The organism is Enterococcus faecalis (assembly GCF_029024925.1).
Lineage (GTDB): Bacteria > Bacillota > Bacilli > Lactobacillales > Enterococcaceae > Enterococcus > Enterococcus faecalis.
In genome coordinates this window covers 1134182-1157140 of record NZ_CP118962.1, presented here as the reverse complement: position 1 = coordinate 1157140, position 22959 = coordinate 1134182, and the positions used below count along the sequence as shown (strand labels likewise).

The 22959-nt window shown below is 38.1% G+C and carries 21 protein-coding genes, 1 tRNA gene and 1 riboswitch; of the genes, 2 read left to right on the top strand and 20 right to left on the bottom strand.

The features are described 5' to 3' along the window. Window positions 1-39 precede the first annotated feature (39 nt). The 11 genes from PYW42_RS05750 to mgtA all read right to left on the bottom strand — a co-directional run bounded on the left by PYW42_RS05750 (window position 40) and on the right by mgtA (window position 13208). Window positions 40-123: transfer RNA gene (locus PYW42_RS05750), tRNA-Leu, on the bottom strand. Between the two features lie 68 nt (window positions 124-191). Then, window positions 192-653, bottom strand: a complete 462-nt coding sequence (locus tag PYW42_RS05745) for a SprT family protein (RefSeq protein ID WP_002365561.1) — start codon at window positions 651-653, stop codon at window positions 192-194. A 26-nt stretch (window positions 654-679) separates the two neighbouring features. Next, a complete protein-coding gene (locus PYW42_RS05740; protein ID WP_002366578.1) occupies window positions 680-2872 on the bottom strand; it encodes a Tex family protein in 2193 nt (730 codons plus the stop codon). Window positions 2873-2969: 97 nt separating this feature from the next. Beyond that, complete coding sequence (locus tag PYW42_RS05735) at window positions 2970-3704, bottom strand: metallophosphoesterase family protein (RefSeq protein ID WP_002361705.1); 735 nt, start codon at window positions 3702-3704, stop codon at window positions 2970-2972. A gap of 238 nt (window positions 3705-3942) precedes the next feature. Then, window positions 3943-5112, bottom strand: coding sequence for a molecular chaperone DnaJ (dnaJ, locus tag PYW42_RS05730; RefSeq protein ID WP_002357822.1), 1170 nt, complete (start codon window positions 5110-5112; stop codon window positions 3943-3945). A gap of 54 nt (window positions 5113-5166) precedes the next feature. Continuing rightward, a complete protein-coding gene (locus PYW42_RS05725; RefSeq protein ID WP_002357824.1) occupies window positions 5167-5289 on the bottom strand; it encodes a hypothetical protein in 123 nt (40 codons plus the stop codon). Window positions 5290-5403: 114 nt separating this feature from the next. Beyond that, window positions 5404-7233 (bottom strand): molecular chaperone DnaK, encoded by a 1830-nt coding sequence (dnaK, locus tag PYW42_RS05720; protein WP_002357825.1) that lies wholly within the window; start codon window positions 7231-7233, stop codon window positions 5404-5406. Window positions 7234-7292: 59 nt separating this feature from the next. Further along, entirely contained in the window at window positions 7293-7832 is a 540-nt protein-coding gene (gene grpE / locus PYW42_RS05715) for a nucleotide exchange factor GrpE (RefSeq protein ID WP_002357827.1), read from the bottom strand. 54 nt (window positions 7833-7886) lie between these two features. Next, window positions 7887-8930 carry a heat-inducible transcriptional repressor HrcA gene (gene hrcA / locus PYW42_RS05710; protein ID WP_002357828.1) on the bottom strand — a complete coding sequence of 348 codons (1044 nt, stop codon included), beginning with the start codon at window positions 8928-8930 and terminating at the stop codon, window positions 7887-7889. A 225-nt stretch (window positions 8931-9155) separates the two neighbouring features. Next, window positions 9156-10304 carry a radical SAM family heme chaperone HemW gene (gene hemW / locus PYW42_RS05705; RefSeq protein WP_002410012.1) on the bottom strand — a complete coding sequence of 383 codons (1149 nt, stop codon included), beginning with the start codon at window positions 10302-10304 and terminating at the stop codon, window positions 9156-9158. 243 nt (window positions 10305-10547) lie between these two features. After that, window positions 10548-13208, bottom strand: coding sequence for a magnesium-translocating P-type ATPase (gene mgtA / locus PYW42_RS05700; RefSeq protein WP_002410013.1), 2661 nt, complete (start codon window positions 13206-13208; stop codon window positions 10548-10550). 113 nt (window positions 13209-13321) lie between these two features. Beyond that, window positions 13322-13492, bottom strand: a riboswitch (M-box (ykoK) riboswitch). Window positions 13493-13744: 252 nt separating this feature from the next. On the opposite strand from mgtA, the gene PYW42_RS05695 reads away from it, so the two are divergent. Continuing rightward, window positions 13745-14620, top strand: coding sequence for a LysR family transcriptional regulator (locus tag PYW42_RS05695; RefSeq protein WP_002382245.1), 876 nt, complete (start codon window positions 13745-13747; stop codon window positions 14618-14620). 23 nt (window positions 14621-14643) lie between these two features. Continuing rightward, window positions 14644-15531 (top strand): LysR family transcriptional regulator, encoded by an 888-nt coding sequence (locus PYW42_RS05690; protein WP_002357832.1) that lies wholly within the window; start codon window positions 14644-14646, stop codon window positions 15529-15531. A gap of 61 nt (window positions 15532-15592) precedes the next feature. Here the strand turns inward: PYW42_RS05690 and rodA2 are convergent, their stop codons facing one another. The 9 genes from rodA2 to PYW42_RS05645 all read right to left on the bottom strand — a co-directional run bounded on the left by rodA2 (window position 15593) and on the right by PYW42_RS05645 (window position 22915). Further along, window positions 15593-16741, bottom strand: a complete 1149-nt coding sequence (gene rodA2 / locus PYW42_RS05685; protein ID WP_002357833.1) for a peptidoglycan glycosyltransferase RodA2 — start codon at window positions 16739-16741, stop codon at window positions 15593-15595. Further along, window positions 16707-17882 (bottom strand): peptidoglycan glycosyltransferase FtsW2, encoded by a 1176-nt coding sequence (ftsW2, locus tag PYW42_RS05680; RefSeq protein WP_002357834.1) that lies wholly within the window; start codon window positions 17880-17882, stop codon window positions 16707-16709. The genes rodA2 and ftsW2 overlap by 35 nt, the downstream gene beginning before the upstream one ends. 158 nt (window positions 17883-18040) lie before the next feature. Then, a complete protein-coding gene (locus PYW42_RS05675; RefSeq protein ID WP_002360471.1) occupies window positions 18041-18301 on the bottom strand; it encodes a DUF2087 domain-containing protein in 261 nt (86 codons plus the stop codon). Window positions 18302-18326: 25 nt separating this feature from the next. After that, window positions 18327-18668 carry a DUF1048 domain-containing protein gene (locus tag PYW42_RS05670; RefSeq protein ID WP_002357836.1) on the bottom strand — a complete coding sequence of 114 codons (342 nt, stop codon included), beginning with the start codon at window positions 18666-18668 and terminating at the stop codon, window positions 18327-18329. A gap of 3 nt (window positions 18669-18671) precedes the next feature. Beyond that, the gene (locus PYW42_RS05665) at window positions 18672-18995 is read right to left on the bottom strand and encodes a PadR family transcriptional regulator (RefSeq protein ID WP_002357837.1); all 324 of its coding nucleotides are present in this window, start codon (window positions 18993-18995) and stop codon (window positions 18672-18674) included. Window positions 18996-19144: 149 nt separating this feature from the next. Further along, on the bottom strand, window positions 19145-19741 hold the full coding sequence (locus tag PYW42_RS05660) for a GNAT family N-acetyltransferase (RefSeq protein ID WP_002410014.1): 597 nt from the start codon (window positions 19739-19741) through the stop codon (window positions 19145-19147). Continuing rightward, window positions 19741-20691 (bottom strand): riboflavin biosynthesis protein RibF, encoded by a 951-nt coding sequence (gene ribF, locus PYW42_RS05655; RefSeq protein ID WP_002361698.1) that lies wholly within the window; start codon window positions 20689-20691, stop codon window positions 19741-19743. The genes PYW42_RS05660 and ribF overlap by 1 nt, the downstream gene beginning before the upstream one ends. Window positions 20692-20716: 25 nt before the next feature. After that, a complete protein-coding gene (gene truB, locus PYW42_RS05650; RefSeq protein ID WP_002406331.1) occupies window positions 20717-21637 on the bottom strand; it encodes a tRNA pseudouridine(55) synthase TruB in 921 nt (306 codons plus the stop codon). A gap of 153 nt (window positions 21638-21790) precedes the next feature. Then, a complete protein-coding gene (locus PYW42_RS05645; RefSeq protein WP_002410015.1) occupies window positions 21791-22915 on the bottom strand; it encodes an SH3 domain-containing protein in 1125 nt (374 codons plus the stop codon). Between the last annotated feature and the right edge of the window lie 44 nt (window positions 22916-22959).

Below are 22959 nucleotides of genomic sequence, written 5' to 3'. Positions count from 1 at the left end.
TTAAACACTTCTGTCCCGACCTCTTGTTATACTAGCTGATGCAGATGATGGGACTCGAACCCACACGGACATCTGTCCACATGACCCTCAATCATGCTTGTCTGCCAATTCCAACACATCTGCATTTTAAGAGCACTTATTTATCCTAAAATAATTACTGGTCTTTGTCAAGATAACAAAGACCAGAATCGTTAGATTTGTTCTTTTTTCGCTTGCCAGGACAAACGCCCATGACATTTTCCGCAGACATATCGTGTCGTATCAATTCGTCGTTTTCTGAGGATGACTTCTCCACAAGACTGACATTGGTACTGATGGAAAACTGCTTTTTTCCGTTCTACTAGAGGCGGTGCGTAACGGGCACCGCCAGTCTTAGCCAATAACTCTTTAAAGTCCTTATCTTTATGCTGATAGCCTTTGCCAGCTAAATGTAAATGATAGTGACATAACTCATGCTTAATGACTTTTTCCAGTTCCTCTTGTCCATACTTTAAAAAGACAGTTGGATTAAAATCCAGGTGATGCGAAGCTAAATGATAGCGACCGCCCGTAGTTTTTAACCGCCGATTAAATGTAGCTTGATGCAGAAAAGGTTTCTGAAAAAATACGATTGAAATTTTTTCCACTAGCGTTTGAAGCGCTTGATCTGTCATCAAGACTGGTTGAGACTCTTTCATTGTTACTCTTTTCTATCAGCCCGAGGCAACATGGTTAAACTAATACGCCCCTTTTTCAAGTCAACATCTTCTACCCAAACTGTGACTACATCCCCCACCGCAACAACATCCGTTGGGTGCTTAACAAATTTAGTACTTAACTTAGAAATGTGGACTAAGCCATCTTGCTTCACACCAATATCGACAAACGCGCCAAAGTCAATTACGTTTCGAACAGTCCCTTGCATTTCCATTCCTGGTTTCAAATCTTCCATCGTCAACACGTCTTTACGTAAAAGTGGCGCTGACATCTCATCGCGCATATCACGACCTGGTTGGATTAAACTAGCAATAATATCTGTGAGTGTTTCTGAACCTACTTCTAACTCAGTAGCTAATTGATTCACTGGTAACTGTTTCAATTTTTCGATAGCTTCTGCTGTCCCTAATTCTTTAGAAGCAATCTCTGCTTTTTCTAAAATTGCTTGTGCTACTGGATAACTTTCTGGGTGAATGCCAGTGTTATCTAACACATTTTTGCCATTAGGAATTCGTAAAAAGCCAATTGCTTGTTCAAATGCTTTTGGTCCTAAACGAGGTACTTTTTTGACTTGATTTCGTGCTGTAAAGACACCATTTTCATCACGATAAGTGACTAAGTTTTGCGCCGTTGTTTTATTTAAGCCAGAAATATGTTGTAAAAGTTGAGCACTCGCTGTATTCACATCAACACCAACTTGGTTTACCGCAGTTTCTACAACAAAATCCAATTGCTCGGCAAGACGTTTTTGCGATACGTCATGCTGATATTGACCGACCCCGACTGCTTTGGGATCAATTTTTACTAATTCTGCCAACGGATCTTGCAAACGACGTGCAATGCTGACCGCACTTCGTTCTTCGACTTGTAAATCAGGAAACTCTTTACGAGCCACTTCACTCGCAGAGTAAACGGAAGCCCCTGCTTCATTAACAATCACGTAAAAGACGTCACGCTTCACCGCTTTTAATTGCTCTGCCACAAACAATTCAGATTCACGACTTGCCGTTCCGTTTCCAATAGCTACCATGTCCACTTGATAGTCTTCAATGATCTTTTTAAAGGCTGGACCAGCGGCTTCACGTTTCGCAGCAGTCGCTGGTTTATGTGGATAAATCACTTGAATTGCTAAAACTTTACCAGTTTCATCGACAACTGCTAATTTACAGCCTGTCCGATAAGCCGGGTCAAATCCTAGAACAACTTTTCCTTTAAGTGGTGACTGTAATAATAAATTACGTAAATTTTCACCGAAAATTGCAATCGCTTGTTCATCAGCTTTTTCTGTTAATTCATTGCGAATCTCCCGTTCAATCGCTGGTCCAATGAATCGTTTATAGCTATCTAAATAAGCAGCCTCAATGTATGGAGCAGCTAAGCTTGTTGCTTGCTTGCCGATTAGTTGACGTTGGAAATAATCATTAATTTTTGTTTCATCAGCGACAAGGGAAACCTTTAAAATGTCTTCTTTTTCACCACGATTCGTTGCTAAGACACGGTGCGGCACCATTTTGCTAACTGGTTCTGCAAAATCGTAATACATTTCATAGGTCCGCTTTTCGTCTTTTTCTTCATCCTTAACTACGCTAACGTATTGCGCATGTTTAACCATATAATCACGTAACCATGTTCGGTATTTTGGTTCATCGCTAATACGTTCTGCTAAAATTTCATGAGCACCTTGCAAGGCTATCTCGGCGGTTGCAACTTCTTTTTCTTCATTAATAAAAGTAGCCGCTTTAGCTAAGATATCCGCGTTTTCAGGTAAAGAGAGCAACCAATCTGCTAATGGTTCCAACCCTTTTTCTTTCGCGATAGTCGCTTTGGTCCGACGTTTTTGTTTATATGGTCGATACAAATCTTCCACTTGTTGCATTTTTACTGCTTTTTGAATATCTGTTTTGAGTTCTTTTGTTAGTTTTCCTTGCTCTTCAATTAAACGGAGAACTTCTTCTTTCCGCTTTTTCAAGTTTTGTAAATAATGATAACGTTCTTCTATTTCACGGATTTGGACTTCATCTAAACTTCCAGTCATTTCTTTCCGGTAACGGGCAATAAAAGGAACTGTATTTCCTTCATTTAATAAAGTTAAAACCGTTGTTATTTGTTTTGAACGATACGTTGTCAATTCTTTTTGAAGTAGCGCTACTACTTCTTCGTTATAAGCTTCTGCCATTAACTAGATACCTCTTTTCTTATGCATACTTATCTATTTTAGCATATTTTTGCTTCTAAATATAGAAGTGAGGTAACTGATTCATACGATTAAGGAATCAAAATTCTGGTTGCCACGCAGGGGTGCGTTTTTGATATTCGATATCTTGGACAATGCCTTTTTCATTAAAAATCACACCATGCACAGAGCCACCAAAAATAGCACCACCATCTATCCCAATTTTTCCATCACTTTGCCAAAGGTCCGTGGTCTGCATATCACCATGTAACATCGGAGTAATGGTATGACCAAAAACAATGGTCTTGCCTGTATTATTTTTCCCTTGATGAAAGGGTTCGCGAATCCACAAAAAATCCTTAGGTGCTGTTTGCCGCCAATCTTCCATCGTTAAATCAACCCCAGCATGCACAAATAAGTAATGCTGCCATTCAAAATAAAGCGGTCGTTTTGTTAAAAAATCAACTAACTCTGGATAGCGACTACGGATCATTAAGGCCATTTCTGTTGGTGAGTATTCTGCAGTAGCTCCTGGATGCAAGAGACTTTCAATTGTTTCCTTGCCACCATTGCGAACATATCCTGCAAACCAGTCCTCTGGATTTTGAAGAAACTGCAAAAAATATTCTTCATGATTGCCTCGTAAATAAACAGCGTCGTGTTGCTCGACAAGTTCTTTTCCTTTGAGAAAACAGGCTTTAGAATGCGGACCACGGTCGTTTAAATCACCAATTAAAACTAGCTGATGCTCGACTGGGTCATAGTCTGTGAGTAAGGCATCAAACAAATCTGCTTGTCCATGAATATCACTGATTACATAAACATATGGTTTCATAAATAAGCCCTCCTAACTTGCTTATATTAAGTATACGCTAAATTTTAAAATATTCTCGTAAAATGTTTGGAAATAAAAAACGAAAATAGGACATAAGTCAAAACGACTTATGTCCCACTCTCTAAATCTTAAAATAATCAGTTGAACAAAAGCAGCACCTACAATTACTCGTTGCAATTTAGCCTTCGAGAGTGATGAACACTTGGAGCTAACTGCTTTTGTCTCTGACTCGTTTGGTTTATTTTTTCTTCTTACCGCCAAACGCATCTTTCATTTTATCAAAGAAGCCTTCTTCTTGTTGTTCAGTTACATTTTGTCCGCCAGCTTTTGCAAAAGCTCGTAGGGCATCCTTTTGTTCTTCATTAAGATTTTTTGGTGTTATTAATTTCACTTTCACGTGTTGATCACCATTGCCCCCACCACGTAAACGTGGCGCACCTTTGCCTCTTAAGCGGAAGTTTGTGCCAGTTTGTGTTCCAGCCGGAATTTTTAATTTCACGTCACCATGAACAGTTGGGACAGTTACTTCGTCCCCTAGAGCCGCTTGGACGAAACTTACTGGTAAATCATAGTAGATTTCTGCGCCATCTCGATCGAAAATATCACTATCTTCAACACGAAAGACTACATATAAATCACCATATGGTCCACCATTGGTACCCGCTTCTCCTTGGTTAGCTAAGCGCATTTGTTGACCGTCTTCTACTCCAGCAGGCACATTTACTTTGACAGTATGTGCTTTTTTCTCATGACCTGTGCCATGACAAGTTGGACATGGTTCTTTAATTTCTTTCCCTGTGCCATGACACACATCACAAGTTTGACGACTCATCATACGACCTAATGGCGTTTGACGTTCAACATTGATTGTTCCAGAGCCATGACATTTATGACAAGTTTCTGGGTGTGTGCCTGGTTTGGCGCCATTACCGCCACAGGTTGCACAAGTATCTTCTCGATTGTACTTAATCTCTTTTTCTACACCGAAAATAGCTTCTTCAAATTTCAATTGAATTGTATATTGTAAATCGGCGCCTTGTCTTGGTGCATTTGGATCAACAGAACGGCCACCGCCGCCACCAAAGAATGAATCGAAAATATCTTCGAATCCACCAAAACCACTACTGCTAAATCCGCCGCCACCGAAACCGCCAAAGCCACCAGCGCCGCCACCGTAATTAGGATCAGTTCCTGCATGGCCATATTGGTCATAGGCCGCTTTTTTCTGTGGATCACTTAATACTTCATACGCTTCAGAAACTTCTTTAAATTTTTCTTCCGCATCGGCTTCTTTGTTAATATCTGGATGGTACTTTTTGGAAAGTTTGCGGTATGCTTTTTTAATTTCATCATCTGAAGCACCTTTTGCTAATCCTAGCACTTCATAATAATCTCGTTTCGTCGCCATTGACTTCCCTCCAACTTTCTTCAAACTTTACAATGTGTTTAGAACCAGCCAAATTCATCGATTGCTTTCGGTCTCTCTGGTTGGATTATCTGTCACACCTTGAATCAGTGTTACTAGCTGTGAATAGGTATTTTCAGCTTGTTTAACATCGTTGTAATCATACCACAGTTCTTTCAAAACCTAAATAGTTTCTTGCTAACTTGATTGTGGTTGATTTTCTCACAAAAGACAAGGGACTGGGACATTAGTCATTGTACTAATGATCCAGTCCCTAAAATCAATTGTTATTGATTATTTGTCATCACCATTTACTTCTTCAAAATCAGCATCAACAACATCATCAGCGCCACCTTGGGCAGCTTCAGGATTTTCTTGTGCTTGTTGTTGCGCAGCTTGTTCGTAAAGTTTTACTGTTAAGTTTTGGACGATTTCATTCAATGAATCACGTTTTGCTTTCATTTGTTCGATATCGTTTGCTTCGATGGCTGCTTTTAATTCATCACGCGCATCTTCTGCTTTTTTCACTTCTTCAGCATCTACTTTGCCTTCTAATTCTTTCAATGTTTTATCAACAGTGAATAATAAAGCATCTGCATCGTTACGTAAGTCAACTTCTTCTTTACGTTGTTTATCTGCTTCAGCGTTTGCTTCAGCATCTTTCACCATACGTTCGATTTCATCATCAGATAAACCTGAAGAAGATTTAATCGTGATTGTTTGTTCTTTTTGAGTGCCTAAGTCTTTCGCACGAACATTTACAATCCCGTTTTTATCAATGTCAAAGCTTACTTCAATTTGTGGCACACCACGAGGAGCCGCAGGAATATCTGTTAATTGGAAACGACCTAATGTTTTATTATCAGCGGCCATTGGACGTTCACCTTGTAAAACGTGAATATCAACAGCTGGTTGATTGTCAGCAGCAGTTGAGAATACTTGTGATTTACTTGTTGGAATCGTAGTGTTACGATCAATTAATTTTGTAAATACGCCACCCATTGTTTCAATCCCTAATGACAACGGTGTTACGTCTAATAAGACAACGTCTTTAACATCACCAGTGATTACGCCACCTTGGATTGCAGCACCCATTGCTACTACTTCGTCAGGGTTAACTGATTTGTTTGGTTCTTTGTTTGTTTCTTTGCGAACAGCTTCAACTACAGCTGGAATACGTGTTGAACCACCAACTAGGATAACTTCGTCGATTTCAGAAGGATTTAATCCAGCATCTTTCAAGGCTTGACGTACTGGTACTTTTGTACGTTCAACTAAATCACTTGTTAATTCATCAAATTTTGCACGAGTTAAGTTCATTTCTAAGTGCAATGGTCCTGCTTCGCCAGCAGTAATAAATGGCAAGCTGATTTGTGTGCTTGTTACACCTGATAAGTCTTTTTTCGCTTTTTCAGCAGCATCTTTCAAACGTTGTAATGCCATTTTATCGTTAGCTAAGTCAATGCCATTTTCTTTTTTAAATTCTGCAACCATGTAGTCAATGATTTTATTATCAAAGTCATCCCCACCTAGGTTGTTATCACCGGCTGTTGATAATACATCGAAAACGCCATCGCCTAATTCAAGGATTGACACGTCGAATGTACCACCACCAAGGTCAAAGACAAGAATTTTTTCATCTTTGTCTGTTTTATCTAAGCCATAAGCTAAAGCTGCTGCTGTTGGTTCGTTAACGATCCGTTCTACTTCTAAACCAGCAATTTTACCAGCATCTTTTGTTGCTTGACGTTGCGCATCGTTGAAATATGCAGGAACTGTAATAACTGCTTTTTCAACTTTTTCACCTAAATAGTCTTCAGCAAAACCTTTTAAATATTGTAAGATCATTGCAGAAACTTCTTGTGGTGTATATGATTTTCCTTCAACATCAACTTTGTAGCCAGCTTCACCCATGTGACGTTTAATAGATGAAATCGTGTTAGGATTTGTAACAGCTTGACGTTTTGCTACTTCGCCCACTTGAATTTCACCGTTTTTGAATGAAACGACCGAAGGAGTTGTGCGGTTACCTTCTGGGTTTGCAATAATTTTCGCTTCGCCGCCTTCTAGCACTGCGACAGCTGAGTTTGTTGTTCCTAAGTCAATACCAATAATTTTACTCATAGTGAATATCTCCAATCTGTATTAGTTTTCTATAATAATATATTTTTAATTAACGTTTGTTATTGTGCAACAATGACCATTGATGGTCGTAACACACGATCTTGTAATTTGTACCCTTTTTGTAGAACTTCAACAATGGTATCTGCTGGGGTTTCTTCAGAAGCAGGGACTGTTTGAACGGCTTGATGTAAATTTGGATCAAAGGTTTCACCCATTGCTGGGATTTCTTCAATTCCTTCTTCTTTTAAAGCCACAGTAATACTTTCTAGCACCATCGAAATACCTTTTTTCAAGCTTTCGCCTTGTTCATCTGATACTTCAATAGCCATTGCTCGTTCTAAATTATCAATAGATGGTAAAATCTTTTTACCTAAATCTTGTGAGCGGTAACGAACTAATAATTCTCGTTCGTTTTTATTTCGATTGCTCATATTAGCAATTTCGGCTCTTGCCCGCAAGAACTTGTCTTCCATTTCGGAAAGCTCTGCTTTAAGATTTTCAATCTCTGTTGCTTCAACTTCTACTTCAGAAACGCCAGCAGCATCAACAGCTTCCATTTCTTCTTGTAATTCTTCTTGCTTCTCTTCTTTTTTACTCACTTCAGCAACTTCCTTTCTCTTTATGCATCTACTTCTTATCCTAACAAGGTTTGCTTAATTACCTAAAAAACGGTAATAGTCACCTAGTTGTGAAGCTAGCTCATGTCGAAACGTGTCTACCAAACCGAATATTTTTGAATACGGCATACTGGTTGGTCCTAGCAGGGCAATTGTTCCTTTGCCATGTCCTGATACTTCATACGTAGCAGTGATCATGCTCATATCTTCTAAGAGATTGTTGCCAATTTCTGAGCCGATACGAAAAACAATTGGATTTTCTGTTGTTGCAGAACCATTTAATAAATGCGTCAGCTCATCAGAATTTTGCATAAAGGAATAGACAGATTTCAATTGTTCAATATCTTGTTTGATGCCAAAATCTAACAAATTCATGCGACCACCGACAAAGACTTTTTCTTCAAAGGCATGTCCTAACATCTCATCGAATAAGTTCATCATTCCTTCTGGCGTTTGGAAATAGCGATGTAAAATCATCGGAATCTCCGTCCGCAAACGATGATAAACGGTCAACAAAGGTTGTCCAACCAACTTATCATTGATGATTTGTGTCATTTTTTCAAGATCTTGGCTAGAAACAGCGGCAGGAATGGCAAATACTTGGTTTTCAACATTGCCTTTATCTGTCACTATAATAGCAAGGACTTGCCGATCATTCAAAGGAACCATTCGAAAGCCGGTTAATTTCCGTTCTTTCACTTCAGGTCCTAATGAAAAAGCAGTATAACTTGTCAATTCTGATAGAATTTCAGCTGATTGTCGAATAATATCATTAATCTCATGAAATTCTTTTCCAAAAGATTGACGGATTCTTCTAAGTTCGTTCTCTTCTACTTGTGTTGGTTGTAAAAGATGATCCACGTAGTAACGATAACCAGCCATTGAGGGGATTCGCCCTGAAGAAGAATGGGTCTTAGCTAATAAGCCGTATTCCTCTAATGCTTTCATATCATTACGAATTGTGGCAGAACTAGAGGCAATGCCATCCTCCATCAATTTCTTAGAACCGACAGGTAAGCCCGTGTTCGTGTAATTTTGGATGATAAGTCTCAAGATATTTTGTTGTCTTTCTGTAATCATCGTTATTACCACCCTTCATTAGCACTCTTAACATCTAAGTGCTAACTACATATACTAATATAACAAGTCCTTACCTTTTTGTCAAGGGAAATACGCAACTTTTTAGCACTCTTCATGAAAGAGTGCTAATCGCTGCAAACCACCTTCAAAAACCATCAATACCAACTTTTGTAATAAAAAAATCATCGAAATGCTTTGTCACACTTCGATGATTTTTTTATTTTTTTACTCTTTTTCACTTAACAAAAATGCTTCAAAAACATTATTCCCCACAAATAGCCCTTTTTTCGTTAAACGTAAGATATCTGCTTCTTCAATTAATAATTCTTCTTTGATTAAGCGTTGAATGACCTCTCCATAAATTGCTTCAATTGGTTCCTGAAATTTTTGTTGGAATTTTTGTTTAGAAATGCCTACTTTTTTACGTAAGCCTAAAAATAGCTCTTCTTCTATTTGATTTAGACGAGTTAATTCTTCAGTCTCCACAATTGGCAATTGATTTTCTCGCAAGGGTTTCAAATAATGTTGGATTGGACCGTGATTTTTGTAACGAGTTTGCCCAAGATAGCCGCTGGCACCTGCGCCAAATCCATAGTAGTGGTCATTATTCCAATAAGCCAGATTATGCTGGCTTTCTTTTCCTGTTAAAGCAAAATTACTGACTTCATATTGGTGACGTCCTTTTTTCTCCATTGCTTCAATCGTTTCGTCAAACATTTGTGCTTCGATTTCTTCTTCAGGCAGCTGTAACCGTCCTTGACGAACCCAGTTCATGAACATTGTTTTATTTTCAAGAATTAATGAATAAAGCGAATAGTGCGGCAAGTCCAATGCTAAGGCTCTTGTCAAAGTATCGCGAAAACTTTCCAATGTTTGTCCAGGTAAAGCATAGATTAAGTCAATACTGACATTGGTAAAATTTTCTTTCTCTAAAAATTTCATTGTTTCATAAACATCTGCGGCGGTGTGCTTGCGACCGATTTTTTTGAGCAAGCGATCATCAAATGTCTGAACGCCCATCGAAAGACGATTGACGCCATAGTTTTTCATGACTTGTAATTTTTCTTGGGTTAAATCACCAGGGTTTGCTTCCACCGTAAATTCATTTCGGTCATCAAACGTTAGCTGTTCGCGAACCCCTTTTAGTAGCACATCTAACTGTTTCGCTGATAATGAAGTTGGCGTGCCTCCGCCAATATAGATGGTTTTCATTTCTTGTTCTGGATACAATGCTTGCGTAAGTCGAATTTCTTTTAATAAACTCTGAATATATTCATCAACTGGTTGTCCTTCTAAAAAGACCTTGTTAAAATCGCAATAATAACAAATATGCTCACAAAATGGAATATGAATATAGGCCGACCGATCGAACATCGGCGTTGAAGTTGAAAGTTGGTTTGTTTTGGTCATTAGCTCGTTTTATCTCCTTATTACCAAAAAGCTCGTTCTTTTTGGAAAGTCTCTACTAGCCATACTAACTGTAAATGACAAATAAATCCATAAAAAAATTCGCACAGTCACTTAAAACAACAACGAGGAGCTGTCATAAAAACCGACACCTCCTCAACCTTGAAAGAAAAGTAAAAAAATTTTTCTATATATAATAGTACAAATCAGTTACAGTAATTGACCGTAACGTTTGACGTATAAAACTTTAATGAACGCAACCAGTGCTAAATAAGCAACAATTGTCGGGATTAAATACAAGAAATAGCTTGGTGATAAACCGACAAATCCTAGTTCTGCACCGAAAGCGGTAAAGGGTAAAACAGTTCCGAGAACAATCCCTGCTGTAGTGACTAACGTCATAATTCCAGAAGCACTACTTTGAAGGAAAGGCATTTTTTCTGTTCGTAGGAAATGCAAGACGAGCATTTGGGACCATAAGGACTCAATGAACCATCCTGCATGGAAAATACCGATAAAGAGCAATTGATCTGCTCCATTTAATTCAAAGAATGAGCCACCTAGGATAGCCGGACACACAATGAAATACATAAATAAATAGGTAACAATATCAAAAATAGAACTCGTTGGACCAAACCAACGCATAAAATTACCAATTGATTTTGGTTCCCATTTTTTTGGTTTTTCTACGTATTCTTCATCTACTTTGTCCCAAGGAACTGACATACACGAAGTATCGTAAATTAGATTTAATAATAGCGATTGAATCGGAGCAATCGGTAAAAATGGTAAAAAGATACTTGCTGGGATCACGGAAAAAACATTGCCAAAATTAGAACTTGCTGTTAATTTGACGTACTTCATCGTGTTCGTAAACACGCGCCGTCCAGATAAAATTCCTTTTTCCAAAACCATTAAATCTTTTCTCAATAAAATTACATCCGCCGATTCTTTCGCCACATCGACAGCTGTATCAACAGAGATTCCTACATCAGCAGCACGCATTGCTCCAGCATCATTTATTCCATCACCTAAAAAGCCAACAGTTTGACCATTTTCAGTTAACGCATTTACAATACGAACTTTTTGGTCAGGCGTAATTTTGGCGAAAATATTATACGCTTGAACGGTTTTTCTTAATTCTTCTTGGTTTAATTGTTGAAGTTCATTTCCTGTAATAATTTTTTCGCCAGCCAGACCAACTTCTTTACAAACAGAATGTGTCACATACTGATTGTCCCCCGTTAATACTTTCACAGCTACATTATGTTGATGTAAGGCGTGAATAGCTGCCGCTGCTGTTTCTTTTGGCGGATCCAAGAAGGCAAGATAACCTTGTAAAATCAACTCTGATTCATCTTTAGTTGTATACTCCCATTCAGCCGTTTCGACTTTTTTATCGGCAATTGCTAGAACGCGCAAACCATCTCGATTTAAAGCTTCAACGTCTTTGGTAATTTTTTGACGCAGCGTCTCTGTTAAGGGCACAATTTCGCCATCTAAAAGTACCTGTGTGCAGACCAAGAGCATTTCTTCAACCGCACCTTTGGTAATTAAGCGTGTTTCTCGCGTTTTAAACTCTTTGATAATCACACTCATTCGACGTCGATTGAAATCGAAAGGAATTTCATCTACTTTATAAAAATCATCTGATTGTATATCACTTTCTTGTGTCGCCGCTTGAATAACGGCGTTATCCATTAAATTACGCAAACCTGTTTGAAAATAACTGTTTAGAAATGCTAAATCCAAGACTTTTTGATCTTCTTGGCACCCAATATTATAGTGGTATTCTAAAATTACTTTATCTTGTGTTAAGGTACCTGTTTTATCCGTACAAAGTACATCCATCCCGCCAAAATTTTGAATGGCATTGACATTTTTCATAATCGTGCCTTCTTTAGCCATTTCTCGAGAACCTTTGACTAAATTGGTTGTTACAATCATAGGTAACATTTCTGGTGTCAAGCCGACAGCTGTGGCAATCGCAAACATTAACGCTTCCACCCAATCGCCTTTTGTTAACCCATTAATTAGAAAAACAGTTGGCGTAATGACCAACATAAAGCGAATCAGCACCCACGTTGTTTTATTAATTCCTGTTTCAAAACTCGTCTGCTGCTGCTCTTCTCCGTTATCAGAAGCCATCCGTCCGAATAAAGTTTGATTACCAACTTTAATGACAATGCCCAAACCAGTGCCACTAATTACATTTGTTCCTAAAAACAAAAGATTGTCGTATTCTGTATCAATTTGATCACTATCTTTTTGATGAGTCGCGTGTTTTTCAATGGGAAAACTCTCTCCAGTCAAGGATGATTGGGAAACAAATAAGTCCTTAGATTGGATTAAACGTAAATCGGCTGGAATCATATCGCCAGCGGATAGTTGGACTAGGTCGCCACACACAACTTCCTCAATAGGAATTTCCATTTGCTTCTTGTCGCGAATGACTGTCGCTGTAACTTTAATCATATTTTGTAATTTTTCAACTGCATTGCTTGATTTGACTGATTGGACAAAACTCATCGTGCCGCTTAAGATGACCATCGCTAACATAATTAACACGCCAGTAACATCTTTTTCCTCTGGCGTAGCATAGACATATTCTGTAAAAAATGAAATCGTGGCTAGTGCTAATAACACCAAAGTAAACGGCGTGATATACGATTTTATAAAAAGTCGCAGCCGTGAAGCTTTTTTTTCATTCATAATTTTGTTGCGGCCATAACGTTCTTGTAATTCTTCAATATCTTGGTGTTTAATGCCATCCCAAGTTGAGCCGAAACGTTGTAAAACTTTTTCTGCTTCTGAGTGGGCAAACTTTTTGTAACTATAGTCATGGCCCAAGTGACGCATTTTCTTTTCCATTTTCTTTCACCTCATTTATCTGTTGTTGACTTGAATTGACGATCGGTTCATCTTCCATTTTCCTCACCCTTTCCACAAAAAAAGACACGCTGAAAACTCAACGTGTCAAAGAATAATCGTTCTTATCGTTGAGCTTTAGCACTATACAACGTAAAAAGCGATTGCTTTTAGCTACCTTAAGAAAAGCCTTCATTCGACAGTTCCTGTTCTACCCATTGGCGTCTCTCGACATTTTTGGGCAGTAGCCTATGTTTGTATAGGAGCCTCACCTAACAAATCTTATTTAATTACAACAGCAAGTATAATTCTTCCTTGAAAAAATAACGATATAGAAAAAGTTTTTAGCAGATAACTTTTTGTCCATTCAGTAACAAAAAGAAAAATAATCCGCTTATTTACTATGGTTTTCTGTTATGATTCGTATTTATTCATAGAATCATAACTGGTTAAATTAATCTAAAGACCGTCAGATAGCCTTGTCGAGAAGCTTTTCTTCTGCTATTTTTTGTATAGTTAAAGAAACGGCGGTGAGGAAAATGAAATTACAACAACTAGAATATTTTATGGCAGTTTCAAAGTATGCGAGTTTTACTTTAGCTTCTCAAAAGCTCCATACGAGTCAACCTTATTTAAGTACCCAGCTCAAGGAGTTGGAACGTGAATTAGGTGCTTCATTAATTTTAAGAGACAAGAAACATTGTCGGCTTTCTCCAGCAGGCGAAGTCGTCGCCAAGCGAACAGAAATGATTTTTGCACTCATTAAGGAAGCGCAAGAAGAGATTAATGAATTAGTGACCCAAGGATCGACAACGACCATTCGGATTGGAACAAACTTAATTGATATAGATAAAGCATTTGGAGAAGTCTTGTTGTTATTTAATCAATCCTATCCGTATGTAAGTATTGATTTTAAGTATTATTACGATCTTGAAACAGCCTTGGAAACAGATTTAATTGACATTGGGATTGGGATATTTTTGGATACCTCGATTCCATTAGAGAAAGAATTAATTTATACAGAAAGCTATCTCCTTTGTGTCAATAAAAATCATCCTTTAGCCCATGCCGATAGCGTAACGATTGACGAAATTCGTTCTTTACCTTTTGCTGCATATTCCGATCAAGTATATGAAAAAAAAGTGTTTAAACGTTGGGAACGTAAAATCAATTGGGAAAATCGGCAAATCGTCATCGAACTTCCTTCTCTTCATTTAGTCTTAGACATGGTCCAACGAGAAAAAGCCTGTAGCATCCTTCCCTATTCACTCACTGATGAACTAAACAGACGTAACTTAGTTGGTATTCCTCTGGAAGATAGTCCAGAACGAGCCATCTATTTAGTTCAGAATAATCATCACGGACATTGTGAAGCACACCGTTATTTATTTGAACAATTACGTTATTTATTCTAGGAATAGAAAAAGGAGGAATTCCCATGGAACTATTTCGTTTACATTATTTTTTAGAGTTATGCAAAGTGAAACAATTTACTAAAGCAGCCGAAAATTTAGCAATTTCTCAAGCTGCATTAAGTAAGCAAATAAAAATTCTTGAAGCAACGTTAGGCGCTGAACTTTTTAATCGCCAAGGCCAAACTACCACCTTAACGCCAGCTGGATTAATTTTAGAAAAATATTGTTGGCGCATCACCAATGAGTTGGTCTCAATTGAAGAAGAGCTAAAAGAAATTAATCATTCTTCCAACCATATTTATGTGGCCACTTATCTCTGTGATTTAGAATATAAATTGAATGACTTACTAATGACAACATTAACGGATCGTTCATCCAACTTACAAGTCCACACTATTATTACAGAAAATATTCTTCAATCCTTGGAAACAATGGATGCAGATTTTGGTATTTCCTTTGCTGACTTACCATTACCTGAACATATTGGTAAAATTGATTTATTTACAGCAAATTATCAATTCATTTTAAGAAACGATCATCCAGCTTTGGCAAAAGCCACGACGGAAGAAATTTTAAAAGAACTAACAATGTACCCCTTCGTCCGTTTAAATACCGAATTTTCCGAGCAAAACAAATTAACCAATTGGCTAGATACTACGTTTTCTAATTTTTCTCCAGAGAAAGTCATTCAAGTGGATACTCTTTCACTTATTACTCACTTGGTGTCTCATTCCGATAGTTTCGCTATTGTCCCCGAATACACAAATATTCAACTTTTAGACAATTCGATCCATACACTAACTTACCAAGAACTACCTAAACGAAACATGGCAGTTTATTATTTAAAAGAACGTTACATGAGTCGACAACTTCAACAACTTTTGGCTGAATGCCAAAAACAATTTCAATAGTAAAAACCAAGACTAGAGCTTGTCGGCAAGCGAGTTCCAGTCTTGGTTTTTATTTGTGTTTTCAGGTAGCGGCTTCTCTTCCTTTGACAAATCCTAAAGAAGTGATAGCCATCACTAACGAAGTGCCTCCTTGACTTAAAAACGGAAGCGGAATACCTTTTAACGGCAACAGTCCAATCACCGCACCGATATTCTCCACCGTTTGAAAGACCAGCGAAAAAATGAGGGCGACACAGATGTACATACAAAAACGCGAATTGCTCCGCAAGCCAGCTACTAAAACTTGATAAAACAAGTAAAAATAGAGAAAAACAACAGTGGCACTGCCCACAAAGCCCCAGGCTTCCCCGATAAAAGTAAAAACCATATCAGACTCACGAACAGGAACATACACTTCAATCCCATGCACACCCTTGCCAAATAAACCACCCGAACCAATTGCCAATAAACCTTGTACTTGTTGATAGGATATTTTATCGACATAATCATAGGGATGAATCCATGCTAAAATTCGATCCAATTGATATTGTTTAAAATGTAAAAAGAAGAGTACTTTGTGCCCCCACTCTGTAAAGACTAACAGAATCAAGACCACGCCTAACGTTGCTAAAGCGCTGAAAATAATGATTAAAATTTTGCGATCAATTCCTGAAATAACTAAAAGAGATAGAATAATCGTTACGAAAACAAGGGATGTTCCAAAATCTTTTTGTACCGCCATCAAGAAAAAAACAGGGACACTAACCGCAACGATTTTTTTTAGAAGTTGCTTGTCTGAACGCCATTTATCAGACCAGTCTTGTTGCTCATGTTGGACAATAATTTTTGCCAACATTAAAATAAACGCAATTTTCGCAATTTCTGATGGCTGAAATTTAATAAACCCTAAATCTAACCAGCGCTTTGTGCCCGTCAATAAATACATTCCTTTGTCATAGGAAAAATACAAAGCACTCATTAAGATTAATGAAAACCCATAGAAAAAAGGAGCTACTTTCCAAATAAATTTCTGTGACAGCCGACTAGCTAAAAACATGCCTGCATAGCCAACAAAAATAAAGAAAAGTTGTTTTAATGCTGGCACAGTTCCATCTTTTCCTTCATTAACGGCAATCCAATATTGCACACCAGAAGATAAAAGTGTGAGTAAAAAAATGGGCAATAATAAATCATAATTAAGATGTAAGTTGAATTTTTTTGTATTGACCATTTAACTGCCGCCTTTCGTTTGCAATAATTTTAATGACGATTCCTAATGCCACTGAAAAGATTAAATAACTTGTCCCACCGTAACTAACAAACGGTAAAGGAATTCCCGTCATTGGAATCAAACCCAAAACGCCACCAATGTTAATCGCCGTTTGAGCTAAAATCAAGGTCCCGACCCCTAACAAAAACAAGCCGTAACAATGATTCTTTATTACACAACTACTCCGCAAAATCGAGGCCGCTAAAAATAACAAAAGAAATAGTAATAGTAAGCCGCCAATCAAACCAAGTTCTTCCACAATCACCGCAAAAATAAAATCGGTTTGACCTTCTGGCAAGCCACCTTTTTTTACCATACCATTGGCTAATCCAGTGCCCCAAAACCCACCGTTATACATTGCTAAATAGGCCATTGAAGGCTGAAATCCGCGATCATGAAAAGATAAAAACGGATTTTTCAAAACAACTAAGCGGTCATACACATGCGCAAAAAAATGTGGTAAGTAGCGGTGATCGCCTAGAAAAATAATTATTTTAGAAAGAAGCGCCGCGCTAGCAACGACAATCCCCGCAGCAATTACACTAAATTTTGCATGAATACTTGCTGAGAAAATCAAGACACTGCCAATAACTAAAATGAGAATAGCCCCGCCAACTTTGGGTTGAATCAAAACTAAAAATGCAACGACCAAAACAAACAGCCATTGTTTCCTTAACTGCTTCGTTGTCAAGCCATTTTCTTTTTCACCTAAATAACAGCTCAAGTAATAAATAATCGCAAAATTACAAAGTTCTGATGGCTGAAACTGGATTCCAAAGAGAGAAATCCAACGTTGTGCGCCATTCGCTGCTACACCAAAAAAAGGTAGTCGAACCATTAACAGTAATAGTACCGAAACTAAAAGCAGTCCAATCGCAATTTTTTTATTAAATAACACTTCTAGTCGAACTTTGTAAATCACGAACATTAGCACCCAGCTGAGACACATAATAATGCCTTGTTTAATAAACACAGCAGTGGGCTTCACGCCTTGCATCAGCAAGTCATAGCTACTGGCGCTATAAATCATTAACGCGCCAATAATACTTAATATAATAAAGGTCAAAAGAATTTTTGTTAGACCTAAAGTACGTAGATTCATTCTCTCACCTCTATCTTTTTCTAATTAAATCAATTTTACCAGTCTGAGTTAGAAAACAAATAGAGAGTTTTTTATAGAACTATTACTAAGCTTACATAACAAAAAGTAGCTAGACTTGGTTCATTTCACCTAGTTTCGCTACTTTTAAAAAAAGCCATTTATATAATTTTTGTGTGTTGCTCACATTTCTGATAAATTTTTCCAAACTTATCTCTTTCTAAATACTGATAATCTACTAAATACCGTCTCAAAAGTGCATAATCTTCATAGATTTCTCTAAGTCGCTGATTGACTTCTTTTTCCGTATATTCTTTCCCAAATTCAAATTGGTTGGCCACACGTTGAAACACTTGGACTTTTTTCGCATTTTTCTTGGGAATAACCAGCAACTTTCCTTCTTTAAAAAAATTTTCAACCATGTTTATTCTCCTTTTTTTGTTTTGACTATTGTTTAGAAAATTGATGATTCAGTTTTTCTTTCTGTTTATCAGTCCATTTGCCAGCGACTTCATTGACAATTGTTTCAGCAAAATCGCCTACTTTTTCTCCCGTAATATTTTTGATAGGTGTTCCGTTAGCAGCTCCTTCTTCAAACAAATCAAGTAAATCAGTCAACGCATTGAACATATTGGCTCCGCTATGATCTGAAAAATGCCATGCATATTTTTCAATTTCTTGAAATACTTGTCGATACTCTGCTGGTAATGCTGCAATCCGTCGTTTATATTCTTTGTACTCTTTTTTATCCCCAACAACTTTTTTGATCAACGCTTTAAAATTTGACATGCTCTATCCCTCCATTTTTTTCATCTTGTTTACTTGTTTTGAAAGCAACGTCCACCGCTGCCAAAAATCAGCGAGTTCTGCTTCTCCTGATGAGGTTAAGCGATAGAACTTCCGCATTGGCCCTTTTTCTGAAGGCTTTTTTTCAGCTATAACCCATTGATTTTTTTCTAAACGCAGTAAAATCGTATAAACGGTTCCTTCAACAATTTCAGTAAACCCTTGGTCATTTAAAATTTTTGTAATTTCATAACCATATGTTTCTTTCCTTTGGATGATGGCTAAAACTAAACCTTCTAAAATGCCTTTTAGCAACTCTGTCTGCTTCACTGCTTTCCCTCCCTAAACTACTCTTTAGTACTATGTATCACTACATAATAATACTGAGTACCGATTCTGTCAACTACTTTGTAATAAAAAGTAGTAAAGACGCGACAACCATCAGTACTTAACTAGTAGTTGTCGCGTCTTATTATTCTTTATTCATTTATTCCGAGGTCTGCTTCAAAGGCTTCTAATTCTACAAGGTGTGTTTCTGGATAAGCAAAGCATGTTGAAAAATGCCACTCCCCACCACTTGCGCCAAAATAACCTGGCAGTAATTCCAAAGCCAATAATGCTTCTGATGTTTCTTTTTCCGGTAACGTAATCTGAAAAGTAGTCGCTGGAACAAAACCGAACTTCGTATAGTAAGTTGGATGGCCCAGGATAATCAATCCGCCGATGCCTAATTCTTTGGCCTTCTGAACAGAATGCTTAATTAACGCTGAGCCTACGCCCGTGTTCTGTGCTTCTGGATGGACACTTAGCGGCCCAACGGTCAAAACAGCCTTTTCTGTATGATCAGGTAATCGTAGTTTGGCTTCTGAAGACATAATATGACCCGTTAATTTTCCTTGATCAGTTTCTGAAACTAAGGACAACTCCGGAATAAAGTCGGCACTTTCTCTTAATAAATGCACGATAAAATGCTCTGTGGGACGCCAGTTTTCGATCAAGTTTAATTCCTTGAACGCTTGATACGTTAAACGCTCTACAGCTTGATACTCTGCAGGTTTTTCTTGACGAATCTTCATTATTTGTCCTCAGATTGTTGGAAATAGTCAGCCGTATCTCGTTCATCTTGTTTTAATTGGTCGATCAAGGCTTCAGCCCCATTGAATTTCACTTGGTCACGTAAGTAATGATTCCAACGAACCACCACTTGTTCGCCATAGATGTCTTGATGGAAGTCCAAAATATAGACTTCCACGGTTAAATCGCGTCCTTCTCCAAAGGTGTCATTATGACCAATTGAGCCCATGCCGACATACCATTTGCCACCAACTTCGATTTGCACAGCATAGACGCCAATTCTTGGTAAGCGCACGGTGCTTTTCACTTTGACATTAGCGGTCGGGAAACCCAATAAACGGCCACGAGCATCGCCATGGACAACTGTTCCTTCTGTTTCATAAATATATCCTAACAACTCCGTGACCTCCTCCATTTCGCCGGCTTCCATTTTTTCGCGAATTCTTGTTGAGCTAATTTTGGCACCAGTCATTTCTTCTTTTGGTACTGTCACTACTTCAAAACGGCCTTGCGCATAAGTTGGTAACTGTTTGACTCCAGCGATTTCTTTAGGACCATACGTATAATCAAACCCAGAGACTGCCACTGCACTATTTAAATTAACGATATACTGATCGACAAAATCTTGCGGTTTTAATTGAGCAAACGCTGAAGTAAATTCGACAATATATAAAATATTAACGCCCAAGTTGGCCATTAGGCGTTCTTTTTGTTCCAAGCTAGTTAAATATTTCATATTTTCTGGTAAAACTTTTTGAAAAACGATTGATGGGTGTTGGTTGAAGGTCATCACAGCTAACTTCAAGCCTTTTTCCTCAGCAATCTTTTTGCCTGTTTCAATTACTTTTTGGTGGCCTTTGTGGACACCGTCAAAAAAGCCTAGGACCATCACGACTTCTTCATTAGGAATTTGATTGGGTTCATAGGGATGATGTAGTTGAATAACTTGCATGTGCAAAAACTTCCTTCTTTTTTATTTAATTGTTCCGTAGAACTTTACTTGGTTTCAATAATTTATCATGCGTTGGGTGTGGCATGTATAAACTAACCACTTGATTTTGGTAAAATAAGGCAACTAAGGATTCTGGCATTGCCTTTATTCCTAATTCTTTTTTGTGCAAACGCATGCCATTTTTTACTTTTTGATACAATTCATCTGATAAATCAATTCGTGGGAATTGTTCTACTGCTGTCTCAATGGGCAACAGGCATTGATCGATTGTTTCAGCAGCCATTTGTTTGGCTACTTCTTCTAACGTTAAGCATTGCGCAGCTTGCAAACCGCCACTTGCCGTTCTCGTTAAATCCGACATATGGGCAGGATAGCCTAATTTTTTGCCAGTATCCACGGATAGTGTCCGCACATAGGTTCCTTTGCCACAGACCACTTTAAACCGCCAACTTTGTGTTTGAGCAGATTCATTAAAAATTGGTTCACTAGTACGTTCAAATGAATAAATCATAGCTTTTCGTTGGGGCCGTTCAACTTCTTCCCCGTTCCGGGCATATTCATATAAACGTTTACCATTGACTTTCACCGCAGAAAACATCGGTGGGATTTGTGTGATTTCACCTGTCATTTCGGCCATTGCTTGATCAATTTGTTCAGTTGACAAAGGTGCTGTAACTGGTTTTTTTTCAACAATCTCGCCACTAACATCTTCGGTTGTCGTAGCAAATCCAAGTGTAATTTCACCTTCATAGGTTTTGCCAGAATCTACCATGTATTCGATCACTTTCGTTCCTTTGCCAACGCAGATGGGTAAGACCCCTTCGACATCTGGATCTAGCGTACCACCATGACCAATTTTTTTGGTATGTAAAATTTTTCTCAATTTAAATACGCAGTCATGACTTGTCATGCCACGTTCTTTCCATAACGGTAAAATGCCGTCCATTATAGTTCCTCCAGTTCCGATAATACTAACTTTGTCATTATAGCATAAAAGTACCTAGCTTCGCAGTCTCCGTTGCTTATTCCCTTTGGCAAAATCTCTGCTAAATGCAAAAAAAGCCACAAACTCTGATAAAAGCAGAGTTTGTGGCTTTTTTTAGCTAGTAAATGATCCCCATGTATTCTGTGCGTTGCCATCGTTTGGTCCGATTGGCAAATAAATTCTCGCGCCTGACGTATCTGTCCCACCAATAAAAACATACCCATCTGCAATATAAAACGCATCGTAATAAAAGCGAGTATTTTTAGGCCAAATACCATAAATGGGTGCTGACAGACTAGGTTGGCCCGCTCTTAAAACAATGCCTTCGTCCACACCAATTAGAAATGATTTCTTCGTTTGCGGGCGCCAAAGTTCAGCAATGTCGCCGTCGTTCACATAGCCTAACAAATGTCCGCTATTTTCAATACGGTAAAGGTTTTGTCGGTCGGGTAATTTCGCTGTAATTGTTCCTACTTGTGTCCAAAGTGCCTCTGCTGATAGATGTTCATTGATTAAAGCATCTGGTGTTGGATAGATTGAAGTGAAACGAATTGCTTGTCCTACTTGATATTTTGGCGCATTAGGTTTACCTGGCTGAATAATGACAGTCTCACCTGTTTCAGAAACGCCCGTTTGTAAATCTTGTGCCAACTGCGCTTTACTAATCCCCCAACGCGCTAAATAACCATAAGGATCTGTATGATCTCCCCACCAATTTTTTGTAATCCAATCATGAGTGACTATTCCATAACCTGTTCCATCGTCCAGCGAAAAATCAGCACCAATGTTCTGAGCCAAATCACGGGCCAAATTAACATAGGCAGCATAATCTTTTTTAAATGTCGTCGCATTATTCGTTCGAGCCAATTCGATTTGCGCATAGGCTTTTTGATTAGCTAAAGAACCTGCGCCATATTGAATTTGGCCAGCAGGAGCTAATTGTTTCACTCGTCCACCAGATCCGACAAAATATGAGACATAAGCATTTGACCAATTTCGTTTCATATAGGCCACTTCATTGTCTAAACTGTGTGGTCCTAGGTTCCGCTCGTTTCCTGATTCATGTAAAACAATTAATTCATTGGTTGCAGAGCCGGGAAAATAAGTAAAGTTGATTGGATCCGCTTCGATGGTGTAAGCGCAAGCCGTCATCGGAATCGTTAAACTTAAGCCAATTACTAAAGCAAGTTGAATCATTAATTTTTTAAACATAGCATGCTCCTTTCTTAAAAAAGCCATGAAAAGAAAGTCAAAACAAATTCCCTTCCACGGCTTAAACCCGC